This is a genomic window from Streptomyces sp. NBC_00212 (assembly GCF_045206365.1).
Lineage (GTDB): Bacteria > Actinomycetota > Actinomycetes > Streptomycetales > Streptomycetaceae > Streptomyces.
On sequence record NZ_CP108115.1, the window covers coordinates 5,989,193 to 6,005,865 of the forward strand.

The 16,673-nt window shown below is 71.2% G+C and carries 12 protein-coding genes and 3 tRNA genes; 4 read left to right on the forward strand and 11 right to left on the reverse strand.

The window, feature by feature from the left end; translation table 11 throughout:
* Positions 1-14: 14 nt before the first annotated feature.
* Positions 15-1,460, reverse strand: a complete 1,446-nt coding sequence (locus OHA17_RS27315; protein ID WP_406508767.1) for an FGGY family carbohydrate kinase — start codon at positions 1,458-1,460, stop codon at positions 15-17.
* Positions 1,461-1,580: 120 nt separating this feature from the next.
* A complete protein-coding gene (locus OHA17_RS27320) occupies positions 1,581-1,880 on the reverse strand; it encodes a YtxH domain-containing protein (RefSeq protein ID WP_398872459.1) in 300 nt (99 codons plus the stop codon).
* Positions 1,881-2,050: 170 nt separating this feature from the next.
* Between OHA17_RS27320 and OHA17_RS27325 the strand changes: the two genes are divergently transcribed.
* From OHA17_RS27325 to OHA17_RS27335, 3 genes are all read left to right on the forward strand, one after another.
* A tRNA-Asn gene (locus OHA17_RS27325) sits at positions 2,051-2,123 on the forward strand.
* Positions 2,124-2,128: 5 nt separating this feature from the next.
* Positions 2,129-2,201 (forward strand) — tRNA-Asn (locus tag OHA17_RS27330).
* A 165-nt stretch (positions 2,202-2,366) separates the two neighbouring features.
* Positions 2,367-2,440, forward strand: a tRNA-Ile gene (locus OHA17_RS27335).
* Positions 2,441-2,655: 215 nt separating this feature from the next.
* Here OHA17_RS27335 and OHA17_RS27340 read toward each other — a convergent pair.
* From OHA17_RS27340 to OHA17_RS27355, 4 genes are all read right to left on the reverse strand, one after another.
* Complete coding sequence (locus OHA17_RS27340) at positions 2,656-3,717, reverse strand: hypothetical protein (protein ID WP_406508768.1); 1,062 nt, start codon at positions 3,715-3,717, stop codon at positions 2,656-2,658.
* A gap of 95 nt (positions 3,718-3,812) precedes the next feature.
* Entirely contained in the window at positions 3,813-6,041 is a 2,229-nt protein-coding gene (locus OHA17_RS27345) for a hypothetical protein (protein ID WP_406508769.1), read from the reverse strand.
* 37 nt (positions 6,042-6,078) lie between these two features.
* The gene (locus OHA17_RS27350; RefSeq protein WP_406508770.1) at positions 6,079-6,504 is read right to left on the reverse strand and encodes a hypothetical protein; all 426 of its coding nucleotides are present in this window, start codon (positions 6,502-6,504) and stop codon (positions 6,079-6,081) included.
* Positions 6,505-6,742: 238 nt separating this feature from the next.
* Positions 6,743-6,922: a hypothetical protein gene (locus tag OHA17_RS27355; RefSeq protein ID WP_406508771.1), complete on the reverse strand. Its 180-nt coding sequence runs from the start codon at positions 6,920-6,922 to the stop codon at positions 6,743-6,745.
* A gap of 550 nt (positions 6,923-7,472) precedes the next feature.
* Here OHA17_RS27355 and OHA17_RS27360 point away from each other — a divergent pair.
* Positions 7,473-8,711: an MFS transporter gene (locus OHA17_RS27360; protein WP_406510826.1), complete on the forward strand. Its 1,239-nt coding sequence runs from the start codon at positions 7,473-7,475 to the stop codon at positions 8,709-8,711.
* Here the strand turns inward: OHA17_RS27360 and OHA17_RS27365 are convergent.
* The 5 genes from OHA17_RS27365 to OHA17_RS27385 form a co-directional block, all read right to left on the reverse strand.
* The gene (locus OHA17_RS27365) at positions 8,684-10,264 is read right to left on the reverse strand and encodes a right-handed parallel beta-helix repeat-containing protein (protein WP_406508772.1); all 1,581 of its coding nucleotides are present in this window, start codon (positions 10,262-10,264) and stop codon (positions 8,684-8,686) included. The two genes, OHA17_RS27360 and OHA17_RS27365, sit on opposite strands and share 28 nt — an antisense overlap.
* A gap of 1,054 nt (positions 10,265-11,318) precedes the next feature.
* Positions 11,319-12,671 (reverse strand): carboxyl transferase domain-containing protein, encoded by a 1,353-nt coding sequence (locus OHA17_RS27370; protein WP_406508773.1) that lies wholly within the window; start codon positions 12,669-12,671, stop codon positions 11,319-11,321.
* A gap of 16 nt (positions 12,672-12,687) precedes the next feature.
* Positions 12,688-14,100 carry an acyl-CoA synthetase gene (locus tag OHA17_RS27375; protein ID WP_406508774.1) on the reverse strand — a complete coding sequence of 471 codons (1,413 nt, stop codon included), beginning with the start codon at positions 14,098-14,100 and terminating at the stop codon, positions 12,688-12,690.
* A gap of 154 nt (positions 14,101-14,254) precedes the next feature.
* Positions 14,255-15,013: a LysE family transporter gene (locus OHA17_RS27380; protein WP_406508775.1), complete on the reverse strand. Its 759-nt coding sequence runs from the start codon at positions 15,011-15,013 to the stop codon at positions 14,255-14,257.
* A 71-nt stretch (positions 15,014-15,084) separates the two neighbouring features.
* Positions 15,085-16,662, reverse strand: coding sequence for a GAF domain-containing protein (locus tag OHA17_RS27385; RefSeq protein WP_406508776.1), 1,578 nt, complete (start codon positions 16,660-16,662; stop codon positions 15,085-15,087).
* Positions 16,663-16,673 lie beyond the last annotated feature (11 nt).

A 16,673-nucleotide genomic window follows, 5' to 3' on the forward strand; every position in this document is an offset into this window, starting at 1 on the left:
TATGTCGGTCCGAGTCAAGAACCCTGGCCGAAGGCACCCGGGTGGATCTCGTCACGCGTCGCGATGTACTGCTGACGCACCGCCTGCCCCACGGCGAGCTCCTCGCCGGGCTCGAAGATCTGCGCCGCGGCGCCCTGCCAGGCCGGCGGGGTGTGCGGGGCGAGCGTGCCCTGCGAGACGCCGAGCGCCCAGGCCGCCTGCCGCGCCGCGCCGAGCGCCGCGTACTCGGCGGGCTGCGGCACCACGACCTGCGTGCCGAAAATGGCCGGCGCGGCCGCCTGCACGGCGGGCAGTTCGGCAGCGGCGCCGAGCAGGAACACCCGCCGGACGTCGACCCCGCGCATCCGCAGCACGTCCAGGGCGTCGGCCAGCGAGCAGAGCATCCCCTCGAAGGCGGCCCGCGCCAGGTGCTCGGGCTTCATCGACTCGCGCCGAAGCCCGGACAGCGTCCCGGCGGCATGCGGAAGCCGGGGCGTGCGCTCGCCTTCGAGATACGGCAGCAGGACGAGACCGCAGGCGCCGGGGGTGGACTTGAGGGCCAGCGTGCTGAGTTCGGCGAGGTCCTCGACGCCGAGCATCTCCGCCGTGCCGCGCAGGGTCCGCACGGCATTGCTCGTATGGACGACCGGCAGATGCATTCCGGTGGCGTCGGCGAAGGACGTAATCATCCCGCTCGGGTCGGCCAGCGCCTCGTGATGCACGGCCATGACCGAGCCCGACGCGCCGAGCGAGACCACCGCGTCGCCCACGCCGACGCCGAGCCCGAACGCGGCCGCCATCGTCTCGCCCGTACCGGCGGAGATCAGCAGCCCCTCGGGGGTGGTGCCGGCCGCGTCCGAGGGCCCGAGCACCTCGGGCAGCGCGACCTGGTGGCCGAGCGCGAGCTCGATCAGATCGGGGCGGTAGAAGCCGGTGGCGGCTGACCAGTAGCCGGTGCCGGAGGCGGCGCCGCGGTCGGTGGTGCGCCGGGCGGGCCGGCCGAGCAGCTGCCACACCAGCCAGTCGTGCGCCTGGAGAACGCCGGCCGTGCGCTGGGCGGCGTCCGGCTCGTTGCGCGCGAGCCACCGCAGCTTGGCCACGGCCTGAGCGGCCTGCGGCACACACCCGACGGCCTGCGCCCAGGCCTCCCGGCTGCCGAGCCCGTCGATGAGATCGGCGGCGGCGACCTGCGCCCGCTTGTCGTTCCCGGTCAGCGCGGCGCGTACGAGATTGCCCTGGCCGTCCAGCGGTACGAGCCCGTGCTGCTGGGCCGCGACGCCGATGGCCTGGACCCCTTCGAGCAGCCCGCCGGTCGCGGCCTCGCCGAGCGAGAGCAGCCAGGCCTGTGGATCGACCTCGGTCGCCTTCGGTTCGACCGGGTGCGGGGCGTACCCCTGCCGCAGCACGGCACCCGTGTCCGTGTCGCAGACGACGATGCGAGTGAAGGCGGAAGAGCTGTCCAGCCCGGCGACTATCCCCATGGTTGAAGATTCTGCCGCACGCGAGGGACTCCTGGGACGGCGGTGGCCGGGACAACGCTGTCGGGAGGCCCCTGGATACGTGCTCGCCGGTGTTCGCGGGGGCTCGCGGGTGCTCGTGGGTCAGGTGTTGCTGGTGCCCCAGTCGTCCTCGGCGCCCTGGCCGCGTTCGCGCAGGGAGCGCATCCGGTCGGCGACGGAGGCGGGCACCCTGTCCCCGACCTTGTCGCTCACCGCGTGGAAGGCCTTGCCCGCGACCTGGCGCGAGGTCTGCGCGGCCGACTCGGCGGTGTTCCGCACCGCGGGGTTCTGCGCCACCTGACGTGCGGACTTCTTCAACTGCTCGTAACGCTCGCGCCCTGCCCGGGTTCCGAGCACGTATCCGAGAGCCAGTCCGGCGGCGAACGTGAGCCGGTATCGCATGGCGGTCACCCTTCCCTAGCGTGTGTGCCGCGCCTACCCGCGCAGCCCCGTGATCACCCGGGGCGGAACCGATTGGCGGAGCACCCCCCTGCTTGCGCTAATGTATGTGTCGCAGCGAACGCACGCCGCCCGGGTCACCCGAGGTGGGTACGTTCGAAGCAACGAGGCATTCCCCTGTAGCTCAATTGGCAGAGCAGCCGACTGTTAATCGGCAGGTTACTGGTTCGAGTCCAGTCGGGGGAGCTCGATCTCCTGTAGCTCAATTGGCAGAGCAGCCGGCTGTTAACCGGCAGGTTACTGGTTCGAGTCCAGTCGGGAGAGCAGCGGAATCGGACCCTTCGGGGTCCTTTTTCGTATCCCGTGGAACCGCTGGGATCCCCCGCGAAGTCCTCATGGGCGTGCGAAGCCGACCATCCGAGGCAGGAGATCGTATGAGCGGCTATGCTGCGGCAGACGGCGCGCACAAATGTGCGCGACGCGCCGTTAGGGGCGGTAGCTCAGCCGGTTAGAGCAGCGGACTCATAATCCGTCGGCCGTGGGTTCGAGTCCCACCCGCCCCACTACGAGGCGCAGGTGCAGAAACGATCTGGCCTGCGCCTTTGGCGTTTCTGGTGAGCGGTGCGGCTTCCGCCGGGGAGGGCGCGACGGTCTCGCCGGGAACGGCTGGGGCACCTCGTTCGAGCGATCACCCGCACGGCCCCCTTCGCCCTGAGGACGCGTGTCGCACCGCCGCCGGGCGGCGCCTCACGACCCCGCCCGGCGCCCCTCTCCAGGGCTACGGCTCAGCCGTCATCCGCACATCGGTGCACCCGCGTTGCTTCGCCTCGTTGTCCACGAATGCCTTCAGGGCGGTGTTCGCGAAGTCGGGGGAGTAGTGGGGCACGGGGTAAGTGACGCCGTTCCCGTTCACCTCCGTGAGTCGGGTGATGAGGAAGTCGGCGGGCTCGGTGGACTGGGGGCACTTCGCGGTGGCCCAGGCGTAGTCCCTCGGCTCGTCCGGCGTCTTGAGGGAGGAGGGCACGCCGCCTGCCCGGACTGCCTTCGCGCTCGCGCCGTAGAAGGCGAACAGGCCGTATCCGGGCTTCTGGGACGACGTGGCGAGGTAGCAGTTCACCTGAGGTGCCTGTGCGTCCGCCGGGAACTCCATGGCCTGCTGGACGCCGTTCTGCGTCGCCGTCGGAGCGAGGCCGCGCAGGGCGGCGCAGGAGCCCTGTGACTGGTCCAGCGGCTTGGTCGGGTCGGGCTTGGGGCCGTAAGGCGGCAGCGTCACGTCCGTCAGCCTTTCGCCGCCGCTCGCCTGACAGCCGTACTTCGCGGCGGCCTTCTGGGCGGTCTCGGCGGTTACCCGGCCCAGCCCGGCCAGATCGGCAGCGCTTCCTGACGGGGCGCCGCCCGGAGGCGCGAAAGACCCGTACGCGACGAGAGCCTTGTTCCTGTCGTTGTGGCAGTCGAGTGCGATCTGGACACCGGGGAATTCGCCATTCCGTACGATGCCCGGCCATCCCTTGCCGAGCGGCGCGGCCTGCCCCCTGACCCCGTTGGTGATGTCGAAGGAGCGGGGGAAGGTCTCCAAGGCGGAGGGCTTGGTGCTGCTCCAGCGCAGGGACATCTCCAGAGAACCGTTCCTTCCGGAGTCGGCCCGAAGCACCAGGCAATGGGCCAGGTAGCCATCATCGAGCTCAAGGGATTTGGCGCGGAGTTCCGAGGACTCCAGAGCCGTATCGAGTTCGCCCTGGGCCAACATCCCGCCGCATGCCCGGTCCACCGATCGGCTGTCGCGCCAGGAGTCGTATATCCCTGTGCTGTAAAGGACTTGGGCCACTATGGCCAGAACCACGACGAAACTCCCGGCATACCAGCCTGGGTGGATTCGTCGGAGTCTGGAGATTTTCTGCATGGTGCTCATTCTGTCGAGAGCCGTTTCCCGGGACGTCAGCGGTCGGCTCGGAGGTAGCGGAGCGAGTCGTTGCGGCTGAGGTCGTACTGGTCCTGGCCGGCGTGCAGGAAGTACTTGGTGTAGTCGCTGTCGATGTCGTGGCCACGGCTCTGGCCCCACATTCTGACCATGTGGTCCACGTCGCGCTGGCCGGCGTCATAGCTCTTGGCGTTCGCATCGGTCGCCGCGAGATTCGCCTCGGCCGTGTGTTCCTTGTTGGACTCGTACGCCCACACGTCGACGGTCTTCGTGGCCAGGTCTCCGACGGGGCTGAGGTCGGACACAGGGTTGAACATCAGCGCGGTGCTGAGCGAGGTGCCGAGTCCGTGGTTGAAGTCGGCGGCCCACTGCGTTTTCTTGAAGCGTTCGTCGAAGATGATGTCCGCCCGCACACCGTCATAGGAGCCCATGGCGCGAGAGGATTCGACGATGCGATCGTGGACCGTCTTCTCCCCCGCGTCTTGAGGGAGAGCGGCCAGGACGTCGTGCGAGTACTTCTGCTCCGCCCCGTAAAGATGCCCGAAAGCCTCCGGGTCGTCGGCGATTCCCCGCATGATCTTGGTCAAGTGGTCGGGCGCCAGGGCGAGATGCGCCCCGTCCTTGCCCTCCCAGACAGTTCCGTTGCTGTTGTAGGGAATGTCGTAATGCGAATCCGACTTCGCGAACGTCTGGTGCGTGTCCGGCGTGTATGACGTCATGATGTGCGCCAAAGGCTCGGTCAGGTTCTTCGGCAGCTGCTGGGCGTGGTTGTCCGCGTTCAGCGTGTCGATGGTCTGCTGCAGAATGCTCGCCTGGGCCGCTGTGTGGTGTCCGACGGGGTGATACGCACCCGGTGCGTTCCCGGTCGTCGCGGCCTCCAGGGCGGCGCCGAAGCCCTTGCGGACGTCGCCGTCCTCCACGGTGACCGGCATGCCCTGGGTGGTGCCGCCGGGCGGCGTCGCGAAATGGTCCACCACGGTGTCCCAGTCCCGGCCGTGGAGCAGGTAGTTGAGATTGTCGCCGTGGGCCGGGTCCAGGTACGCGGTGCTGGTCGCCGGGTCGTGGGACATGATGCCGAGAACGCCGTCGAGCGGGTCGTTGGCGAACCAGCCGCGGTCGCCGCCGCTGAATTTGTCCCGCAGGGCCCAGACGGAATCGAGCTTCCCCTTGGCCGTGTACGACACCTCCGCGTGCCGGATGTCGTCCGCGGTGTCCTTGAGGAACTGGCCTGAATAGCCGTCCCCGTGCTGCATCAGGGTGACCAGGCTCTGGTAGCCGCGGACCCGCTCGTTCGGGATCTTGCTGAGGCCGTCCAGTTTGAATTCTTCAGTGCCGGCCTTCTGCATCTCAGTGCGGAAGTGCTTGTAGAAGGCGGAGTTGGGGTCCTTGGTTGCCGTGGACAGTGTCGTGGCGAGGCCCTTCTGGAGGTCCAGGTACTGGCCGCTCTGCTTCTGGTCCTTGTAATAGGCGAGACTGTCGAGGGAGTTGGAGAGCTTCAGGGTCCCGTCGGCGCCCAGGTTGTCCAGCAGGGTCTGGCTGAACACCTTGTCACCGGAATTGTCGCGGAAGAGGCGCTGCAACTCCTGGTAATCGTGAGCGGTCGCATCGCCCGAATCGACGCGCAGCGCGATGTCCTTGCCCTCGTCCGCCTCGTACTGCTCGATGTCGCCCTTGGCCTGCCCGTTGAACCCGTTGTTGGTGCCGTCGGTGATGACGGAGTCCTTGACGACCTGGGTGAGGGCCACCTCGAACCCCTCGTCGGCGTCGCACACGCTCCGTACGGCATTGTCGATACGGGTCTGCCAACTGCCCGCCTTTTCCTGCGCGGACCGCTGGTAGTCGGGGTCGTGGTGGTAGGCGCTCAGCTCTGACTGGTCGAGTTTGCTGGTGTCGAACGTGACGTATCCCGTGGATGAGACGGTCATGCCGTCCTTGACAGCGGCATCCCGTTCGGACTCCACCTTCTTTCGAAGGTCCACGAACTGGGTGTGGGCGTCTCTCAGAAGCGAGGCCATCGCCTTGGCCTCGGTCTGGGCGTTCTTGTACTCGTTGAGTGTGATGCCGAACATGGCGTTCGCGGCCTGTGAACTCTCACCCACCCAACTCGTGGGGAGCGTGATGGTGTGCACCTTGTCGTGGTACAGCGTCTCGTGTTCCTTGAACTTCCCCGCCATTTCATCCCACTTCGTCGCCGCCGTGGTCAATGTGGACAGGTCGGTTGCCAATATCTCTTGGTACGTGGGCATGTGTGGGGTCCTGTATGTCGGTGAAATGCGAGGGGGATCAGAAGAGGTCCAGAGGGGAACCGGGGCGCGCGATGCCGTGCTTGATCCCGAAGTCGGTGTTGTGCAAAAGCGTTTTGGCGCCGACCAGCGCGGACTTCTCGTAACCCAGGCGGTTCATCAGGGCCTGCACCTGTTCGCCCCAGGTGTGGTGGGCCTTCTTCAGGGCGCCGGACGTCACCCAGCCGTGGCCGTCGTGGGGCCCAAATGCCTTGACGATGTTGGCTGTTGACTCGTCGGCGTGGGTGCCGGAATCCTTCGTGCCATGTTCGAGGTGGTCGATGGTGTCGGCGGCGGACTTCTTCGCCTCGGGGGTCGAGACGAGGTCCGACTGGCCTGTTCCGGTGAAGAGCGGGGGCGGCGGAGGCTGGTGGTCCAGACTCATGCGGGACGGGCCGCCGTGCTCACCGGTTGTATCCATGGACATGCGAGATCTCCTGAGTCCGTTGGCGGCGGCCGACCGGCGTGCCGTTTCGGGCCGAGGCCGCCTCATGACTGACAGGTTCTTGATCCTATGGAGGGCGGGGAGCAGCAGGCAGGGGTCGACGGTGCGGGCGCGGCATGTGGGGGATTCGTGTGGGTGGCACGGTTAAGGCCCCCGGTGGGTCGCACGGGGCGTGCGGTTGCCGGGGGCCTCTGGGCTGGGGCCGTGGGTTACGAATCTTTCACAGGGCGGACTGGAAGGCCGACGCGCTCGGCGCGTTGCCGGCGGTCGTGGTGATGCGGTCGAGGGCGGCGGGAACGTGGCCGGCGTGCTGTGCTGCAGCCCGTGCGGTGAGCGGCACGCGGTGGGCGGTCCCCGGGGTGGTGGTGCGGCGGGCGGCGGCGGAGATCAGGGTGTTCATGGTTGGCCTTCCGGCGAGATGCGTCGCCGCCCCCGCCTGATGAAGGCGGGGGCGGCGACGACGCTGACTGATCGGGGGAAGCCTAGCGGCGCCCAAGGGCTTCGGCTCGCGCCTGTCGGCGTGGCATAAGGATGGTCCCGGCAACCGGATCGGGCCGCCGCGCCCCCGACCTGAGGCGATGTGCGACCGGGGGCATGTCCACTGCCCAGGTGCGGTCCCGGATACCGGGCTCCGGCACATTGACCCGCTCGGGGTACGACGCTCGCGGCGGGGTGCTCGCCGGGGCGCGCCGCCGTCGCGGCCATGGCCGGCGGAGTCGGCGGAGTGCGGGGCACCGGACGGCCCCGCTGTGAGGTCGCCCCTACCTGGGCGCTTGCCGTCGGAGTTAGCATCCCGCGTGACCGAACAAGCCGAGCAGCCCACCGAGACCTCAGCACCGACCGGATCCGATACCGGAGCGAACCGGACGAACGCCCCCGGCGCGGGAGGGACACGGGCGGGCGGATCCGCGGCCGGGGAGCTACGGGCGAAGGGATCCGGCGGCGGGGAGATGCGCGCGGCGCGGCGCCGGATATTCGCCGACCTCACGCCGTTCCGCATATCGGCGGACTACCGCAGGCTCTGGTTCGGCAACATGGTGTCGTGGGTCGGCAGCGGCATGACCGCGCTCGCGATCTCCCTCCAGGTCTACGACCTCACCGGCTCCAGCTTCTACGTCGGCCTGGTCGGCATCTTCACCCTCGTACCGCTGGTCGCGTTCGGTCTGTACGGCGGCGCCATCGCCGACACCGTCGACCGGCGCAAGCTCGGCCTGCACAGCGCGCTCGGATCCGCCGCGCTCTCGGCGGCGCTCGCGGCCGGGACCTTTGCCGGGGTCGCGAACGTCTGGTTCCTGTACGCCGTCATCGCGCTCCAGTCGGTGTGCCAGGCACTGAACGCCCCGGCCCGTTCGGCGATGATCCCGAAGCTGTTGCCGCCCGAGCAGCTGCCCGCCGCCAACGCGCTCAACTCCATGATCATGACGACCGGCACGCTCGTCGGGCCGATGCTGGGCGGGCTCGTCGTCGGCTTCGCCGGGTACAAGACGGCGTACCTCATCGACGCGATCACCTTCGCCGCCTCCCTGTACGCGATGTGGCGGCTGCCCGCGATGTTGCCCGAGCGGACCGGGGCCAAGCGCGCCTCGATCCTGGACGGGCTGCGGTTCCTGGCGACCCGGCCCAATCTGCGGATGACGTTCTTCAGCGACTTCTGCGCGATGATCCTGGCCCACCCCCGCGCCCTGTTCCCGGCCGTCGCCGTGCTCTGGTACGGCGGCGATGCCCGCACCACCGGCCTGCTCGTCGCCGCCCCCGCCGTCGGCGCGCTGCTCGGCGGGGTGTTCTCCGGCTGGCAGGGGCGCATCCACCGGCACGGGCTCGCGGTGCTGATCTCGGTCGGCGGGTGGGGCGCTGCCATCGCCGTGTTCGGGCTGACCCGGCAGCTGTGGCTCGGCCTGTTCATGCTCGCCGTCGCCGGGTTCTCGGACACCGTGTCCATGGTGTTCCGCAACACGATGATGCAGGTCGCGGCCCCGGACGACATGCGCGGCCGGCTCCAGGGCGTGTTCATCGTGGTGGTCGCGGGCGGGCCGAGGCTCGGCGACTTCCTCGCCGGTACGGTCGCCGACCTCACCTCGCCCGCCGTGATGGTGGTGGGCGGCGGCATCGCGTGCGTCCTCGCGGTGACGGTGCTCGGCCTCAGCCGCCGGGGCTTCGCGCGCTACGACGCCCGCAACCCCGTCCCGTAACGGGGGGCCACTCCCGCGCCCTGATAGGCGCCGATGTTCGGCGGGGAGGCGATGGGATTGCCGAAGCAGTCCTGTACGACCCCGTCGGCGATGGGGGTGCCGGACCTCAACGCCGGTGAGTTTGGGCGCAGTTGTATGTCGTACGGGCCTGCCGGGGCCGGGGCGGTGAACGCGGGGTCGGCGGTCACGGGGGAGTGGTCGGAGGCGGGCGCCGCGCCCACGCCCCGGTACAGATTGTGGTCGTAGGTGTTGCGGGGGTCCGAGAAGGGGGCGCCCCCGGCCGCGTTGGACACGAAGACGTTGTTGCGGAAGGTGACGTTCCCGGGCCCGTTGTCGCTGACCATGGCCGTGCCGGACTGGTTGGTCACGATGGTGTTGTCGTACACCTGGGTGCGCGTCGAGGGCCCGCACACCACCGACACGATGCCGTAGGGCGCGCTGCGGTTGCGGTCGTTGACGCTGATGTTGTGGCGCACGGCGTTGTCGGCGGAGGTCATGCCGGCACCGTTGCAGACGAGCAGGAAACCGCCCTCGTTGTCGTGGCTGTAGTTGTACTGGTAGACGTTGCCGTTGTTGCCGCCGTCAATGTCGAACGCCATCGAGTCCCGGGTGCCGTGGCCGTGCGCGACCTCGTTGTACTGGTAGCGGACGTGGTCCGAATTCCACGCCCACAGACCGGCGTTGTAGCCGGCGGAGCGCATGTTGAATCCGTCGACGGTGTTGTGCTCGGCGAGCGCGCCGTCCGCGTTCTGGACGACGATGCCGTCGCCGCCGGCGTCGGTGACGCGGTTGTTCTCGATGCGGAGTGCGGTGATCGGTACGAAGCCGGTGCCGGGGCCGTCGGGGTACTCGGGGCGGCGGCCCCAGGTCGACGAGGTTCCGATGCCGGTGCGGTCGACGTGGGTCACGGTCGACCCGGTGACGGCGACGTCGTCGAAGCCGGTGGGGGTGGCCGCGCCCTGCACCGCGAAGAGAATCCCGCCGGACGGGTCCGGGTCCTTGAAGTCGGCCCCGTTGACGTCGTGCACGTCCACGTCGCGTACGGCGTAGTGGTGGCCGGTGCCGAAGTCGGTGAGCCGGACCAGGATGCCCGCGCGGCGGGCGGTGGTCGTGGCGGGGCCGGTGTCGGACACGTCCAGGTCGTGCAGTTCCCACTGCTGGACGTTGTCGAGGAGCACGGCGGCTCGGCTGCCGTTGCCTTCTATGTGCGGCTTGCTGCTGGTGCCGGTGCCGGTGCCGCTGCCGTACGCTCCGGCCGATATGGGGCTGCCGGGGGCGCCCGAGCCCCTCGGGGCGAACGTGCCCGTGCAGGTCGTGCCGCGTTTGAAGAGGATCTGGTCGCCCGGGCGGTACGTTCTGGCGCTCGCCTTCGCGAGGGTGCGCAGCGGTTTGGTGGGGGTGGTGCCGGGGTTGGTGTCGTTGCCGGCGCGGCAGTCCACGTAGTACGTGGTGGGGGTTTGGGGGGTGGCCGCGGCTTGGGCGGGGGTGGTCAGCAGGGGGAGGGCGGTGAGGGCCCCCAGGGCCAGGAGCGGGGGTGTGTGTCGTCGCGTCATGCGGGTGAGGATCCCCTCGGGGGGCGGTTCCGCAACCGGGCGCTCGCGAAAGTCCAAGGGGTCGGTTGGTTTGTCCGGGGGGCTCTGCGAAGGCGGGGCGGGGCGGGGGTGGGTGCGGTGACCCGGGGTGGGATGGCTGGCCTCCCGGGGCTCCGCCCCGGACCCCGGGGGGTTTGCCCACCCGCCCGCCCGTGGCGGGGGTCGGATGAGCTGAGCCCTGGGGTTGCGCCCCAGACCCCTTGAGGGGCTCCGCCCCTCGGGCCCCCGCGGGGACTTCGTCCCCCGCACCCCTTTCGGGGGCTCCGCCCCTCGGACCCCCGGGGAGTACGCCCACCCACCCGTGCAGGGGGTTCGATGAGCTGAGCCCTGGGGCTCCGCCCCAGACCCCGGTGTGCCCCACCCCACCCCTTCCCGAAACCCGCCGGGGGTGGGTGGGCCGGGTGCGGCCCGGTGGTTGCGCCTGGGGCTCTGCCCCAGACCATGGTCGCGCCTGAAGGGCGCTCGTCCTCAAACTCCCCCAAGGCCTTAAGGGCCAGGGGGGACCCCCATGACGGGCTGGGGATGGCCGAATGGGCAGCGCGCAGGCTGACGGTCGGGCTGACGGGGCACCCTGCCAAGGGCGACCCAGCCAGGGGCGCGGGGAACTGCGCGACCAGCCCCGTACGGTCCGAGGTCGAAGGAGGGTTCGGGGTGTGGAACTGCGCCACTAGCCGCCCACAGCCCGGGGCCGGATCGCAGGGTTGGGGGCGCCGGGAACTGCGTGAGCAATCCCGTACGGTCCGAGGTCGAAGGCGGGTTGGGGGCGCGGGGGACTTCGTGGGCAGTCGTCCGCCGTCCGAGGCTGGGCGGCGTGGTCAGGGGCGCCGGGGACCGCGAGTTGCGGGCGCTCGCACCTCGCGGTCCCCGGCGGCCAGCCCCTCCGGCGTTTGAGGAGCGGGGGCTGGGGAGGGCGGAGCCCCCGGCATCGGGTGCCGGGCCGCAGGTGACCCCACGCCCCCGGAGCCACGCGGCGGAGCCGCAGAGTGTCACAGCAGGGAAGGGGCCGGAGGAAGGGCTACTCGCCCAGTACCCCCCTCGCCACCCCAAGCTCCACCAAATCCTGTGGGCGCAACCGGAGTTGGGAGGCGGTGCTGCGTACCTCCGATTCGGGCCGCTTCAAAATCGCCGCCGCCAGTTCCGGGGCGATCACGGAGAAGTAGCTGTCCGCCGTCACCCACGTGCGGTCCGGGGACGTCAGGGCCAGGGCTCCGCCCGAGCCGCCCTCGCCGATGACCAGGGTGGTCACCGGCACCCTCGCGGAGGCCAGGGCCGCGAAGGCGTTGGCGATCGCGGCGCCCTGGCCCGCGCGTTCCGCCGCCGCGTCGTTCGCCGCGCCCGGGGTGTCCACCAGGGTCAGGACCGGGATGCCCAGGCGGTCGGCCAGGCGGATGAGGCGGGCCGCCGTGCGGTAGCCCGCCGGGGTGGTCGCGGTGCCGGTCTGGGCCGCGTACGCGTAAGGGATCCCCGCGTGCAGGCCGAACCCGCACAGCATTCCCGGGTCCACGCCACCGCACCTGTCGCCCGACAGGGCCTGTCGGTGCGGGAAGTACGCGTCCAGGTAGGACTCGGCCCTCGGCCGGCCCGTCGCGCGGGCGCGGGTCACCGCCTCCCAGCCGTCCGCCGGGAGGCCCGACTTCCCGAAGGGGGCCGGCACCGGGGCCGGTTCGGACCGGCCCGCCCCGCCCAGCAGGGTCAGCCAGCCGGCCAGCACGCCCCGCAGCTCCTCCTTCCGTACGATCGCGTCGATCTGGCCCGCCGCCAGTTGGCCCTCTGCTCCGTACGCCGCCGGGTCCGCGTCCGCCGGGCGCACCCGGGAGCCCGCGAAGCCGATCTGGGCGCCCGGCAGGGCCAGGATCACATCCGCGCCCGCGCCCAGCGTGGCCCAGCCGCCGCCCGTCGTCGGGTCGCGCAACACCGCGATCTGAGGCAGCCCCGCCTCCCTCAGCAGCGCCGACTGCCTTGCCACGCGCTGGAGTTGGGTCAGTGCCAGCATGCCCTCCTGCATGCGGCTGCCGCCCGTGGCGATCAGCGAGACCAGCGGAAGCCGCCGCTCCCGCGCCGTCTCGTACGCCGCCTCCAGACGGTCACCCGTCCGCTGCCCCAGCGACCCGCCCAGGAAGCCGAACTCGAAGGAGAGCAACACGCATGGCCGTCCCCCGACGTTCGCCACGCCGCAGAGCACCGATTCCGTCTCGCCCGTACGTTCCGTCGCACGCGCCCGTGAAGCCCCGTAACCCGACCATGCGAGGGGGCCGTCCTCCGGGAAGTCCCGGTCGGGGACCCCCAGTTCCACGAATGGTTCCTCTAGTTCCTCGAAATCGCTCGCCACCGTCGCGATCGCCTGCCTCGCCGTCATTCGCTCAGACATCCGCTCAGGCATCGGCTCAGGCATGCAGGGCTCGCTTCATGATCTTCCCCATGTCGTTGCGGGGGAGCTCGGGGAGGTAGTGCACCACGCGGGGGCGCTTGTGGGGGGCCAGTTGCGTCGCCACGTGGTTCGCCAACTCGGCCTCGTTCGGCGGGGATTGGGGGTCCGTCGGGACCACCCATGCCACGATGCGCTCGCCCAGGTCCGGGTCCGGCTCGCCCGTCACCGCGGCCTCGCGGACGCCCGGGTGGTCCAGCAGCGCGTTCTCGATCTCGCCCGCGCCGATCTTGTAGCCGCCGCTCTTGATGAGGTCGGTGGCCTTGCGGCCGACGATCCGCACCTGGCCGTCCGCGTCCAGGCTCGCCATGTCGCCGGTGCGGAACCAGCCGTCCTCGGTGAACGCGGCGGCCGTCGCGTCCGGGCGGTTCAGGTAGCCGCTGAACAGGTTCGGGCCGCGCACCTGGATCTCGCCGATGCCGTCGGCCTCGTCCGCGAGGCGCAGGTCGACGCCGGGCAGCGGCACGCCGACCGTGCCGGGGCGGGCCCCGCCGTCCGCCCGCGCGGCGCACAGCATGAGGGTCTCGGTCATCCCGTACCGCTCGATCACCGCCCGGCCCGTCGCCTCGGCGATGCGGCGATGGTCGGGTGCGGGGAGCGCCGCGGAGCCGGACACCAGTAGGCGGGCGCCCGCCAGCGCCTTCGCCAACTCCCGGTCCTGGCTCACTACTTCGGCGATCCGGTGGTACATCGTCGGCACCCCGAACAGCATCGTCGCGCCCGCCGCCAGCTCCCGCGTCACGCCCTCCACCGAGAACCGGCCGAGGTGGCGCACCGAGCCGCCGCGGCGCAGCGGGCCGAGGATGCCCAGGATCAACCCGTGGACGTGGAACAGCGGCAGCCCGTGCACCAGCACGTCGTCGGCCGTCCAGCCCCAGGCGCCCTGCAGCGCGTCCAGCGTCGCCGCGAGCGCGCGCCTCGGCAGCACCGCGCCCTTCGGCGGGCCGGTCGTCCCGGAGGTGTACACGATCAGCGCGGCCGATTCGTCGGCGGGTTCGGCGGGCAGATCCAGGTCTGTGCCGGTCAGTGGTACGTCGATCCTCGTCAACTCGGCCAGCGTCGGCGGGAGTTGATCGTCCTGCGAGGCCAGTACCACCGTCGGCTCGCTGTCGCCCACGATGTGGGCCAGCTCGCGTTCGCCCGTCTTCGGGTTCAGCGGCACCACGGGGACGCCCGCGACGAGCGCCGCCACCACGCCGACCACCGTCTGCGGGGTCGGCGTCGCCCAGACCGCGACCCGTCCGGCGTCCGCGAGCCGGCGGGCCAGGGAGCCTGCCGCGCCGGCCAGTTCGGCGTGGGTCAGCGACAGCTCGCCGAAGCGGATCGCCTCCCGGGGCTCGGCGGCGTACAGGGAGGGGAAGAGAGGGGACACGTACGGGACTCCTCGATCTCGACGGCGCGGGCGGGGCCCGAACCGTGCCGGGTCCCAGGTCGTCGACCCTACGCGGCGCCGTCCGGACGCATGATCCGCATCCTGCCGTACGGGTCCCCGCGTTCCGCTGGAGCGGGTCGTCGCCCGAGGGGGCTCAGGGCAGTGGGAGCGCGACCTTCACCGCGTACAGCACGACCAGTCCGTACCCGGCGCGGAACGTCCAGGCTCGGGCGGCCGGGGAGATCCGGGCCCCGGCGAACCCGCTCGCCGCCACCAGGAACTGCTGCCAGAGCAGCGAGGCCACGAAGACCCCGGTGACGAATGCCGTGCCCGCGGCGCCGCCGCTGAGGGAGGCGCCGCGGGCGGTGGTCAGGGCGGCGAAGCAGAGGGCGGTGGTGGGGTTGATGAGGGTGAGCGCGGCGAAACGGGCGAAGGCGCGGGCCGGGCCGTCCTTGCTCGCCGAGTTCGCATGTCCTTCTGCTCCGGCGTGCCTTTCCGCCCCGGCATGTCCTCCCGCCCCGACATGCCCTTCCGTCCTGGCATGCCCTCTCGCCGCCGGGCCCGCCGGCTCGGCCGGTCCCGCACGCACCGCCGAGTCCGCAGTAGCCCGCTCGTGCCTCGCCCCCCGAGCCCCCCACAGCCCCCGCGCCGCGATCCCGGCAAGGACCAGCGCCGACACAAGGCGCACCCACGCCTCCACGCCGGACAGTGCCTCGGCGACCAGGGAGCCGAGCGCGGTGGCCAGCGCCGCGTAGGCGAGGTCGACCGTGGCTACGGCCGCCGCCGCGGCCATCGCGCCCCGGCGCTCGCGCATCCCCTCCTGGATCAGCAGCACGCCGACCGCGCCCACCGGCACGGCCACCCCGAGGCCCGCCGCCGCGCCCGCCATCGCTGTCGTCCAGAGATTGGTCATGGCAGTCACTGTGGGGTGCCGTGCGCGCCGTACGCAGCCGATTTTCCGCGCGCGGGCCCGGCGGACACCCCCTAGTGCAGCGGGGCCTGCCAGGTCAGGGTCGTGCCGCGGATTCCGTCGTCGCGCATGCCGTTGTCGATGACGGTCAGGCGCACCCCGGGCCGCCCGTCGGGGAGTTCGGCGCCCGCGTCCACGACGACGCGTACCGACGACACCCCGGCCCGGCGGTGCGCCGCCGCCAGCGCGCCGCGCAGGGCCGCGATCAGCTGGGTGTCCACCGGCTCGGCGACCAGTGTGTCGACCGCGCCCTCGAAGCGCACCGAGGGCCGGAAGCCGAGCAGCGCGCCCGCGCCGGCCGTCTCGCGCAGGACCCGGCCGCGCAGGGTCGTCGGGGCGTCGGCGGGCGGCTGCTGGAGGGCGAAGATCGCGGTGCGGACCTCCTGGATCGTCGAGTCGAGCTCGTCGACGGCCCGGGTCAGCATCTCGTCGGTGTCGTCGGCCGCGGCCTTCTCGGCCCGGCGCCGCGTCGACTCCAGCATCATCTCGGTCGCGAACAGGCGCTGTACGACGAGGTCGTGGAGGTCGCGGGCGATCCGGTCGCGGTCCTCGTACACCGCGAGCTGCTCGCGGTTGTGCTGGGCGTCGGCCAGGACGAGCGCGAGGGCCGCCTGCGAGGCGAACTGGGCGGCGAGCAGCCGGTCGACCGCCGTGTAGGGGCGGTCGCCGCGCCGTCGGGGCAGCGCGAGCGTGCCGATCAGCTTGCCGCCGCTCTGCAGCGGCAGCATCATGCTCGGCCCGAACCGGGTGCGTACGTGCGTGGTCATCCGCGGGTCGGTCGCCGAGTCCTCCAGGAACACCGGCTCCCCGCCCAGGAGTTGGACCAGGACCGGCGAGCCGGGCTCGATCGTCGTGCCGACGATGTCGTCGGGGTCGTCCGGCGCGGAGGCGGCGACGATCTCCATGCCGCCGGCCGCGGTGGGCTGGAGCACCACCCCGGCCGCCGCGTCCGCGAGCAGCCTGGCCCGCTCGGCCACCGTCATCAGCGCGTTGGCCGCGGTCTCGCCGGTGAGCAGGGAGGTGGTGACGGCGGCGGCGCCCTCGATCCAGCGCTCCCGCAGCCGTACGGTCTCGTAAAGGCGTGTGTTGCCGATGGCGATGCCCGCCTGTGCGGCGAGGACCCGAAGGAGCGCCAGGTCCTCCTCGGTGAAGGGGCCGCCGCGCTTCTCGGTGAGGTAGAGGTTGCCGAAGACCTGGTTGTGCACCCGCAGGGGTACGCCGAGGAACGAGGTCATCGGCGGGTGGCCCGGTGGCAGACCGGCCGAGCGGGGGTCGGTGTGCCGGTCGGCGAGGCGCAGGGGCTGCGGGTCCTGGATGAGGGCGCCGAGCAGCCCGGTGCAGCCGTCGGGCAGCGCGCCGATGCGTTCGCGTTCGGCGTCGGTGAGCCCGGTGGTGTACAGCTCGGTGAGCAGGCCGCGCTCGGGGTCGACCACTCCGAGCGCCCCGTACCGGGCGTCGGTCAGCTCGGTCGCCGTGTCCACGATGTGCTGGAGCGTGGTGCGCAGTTCGAGGTCGGTTCCGACGCCGAGCACCGCCTCCAGGAGCATCGGCAGCCGGGGCGCGGTGCTGTCCGGACTCTCCGCTTCACTCATCCTTCGAGGAT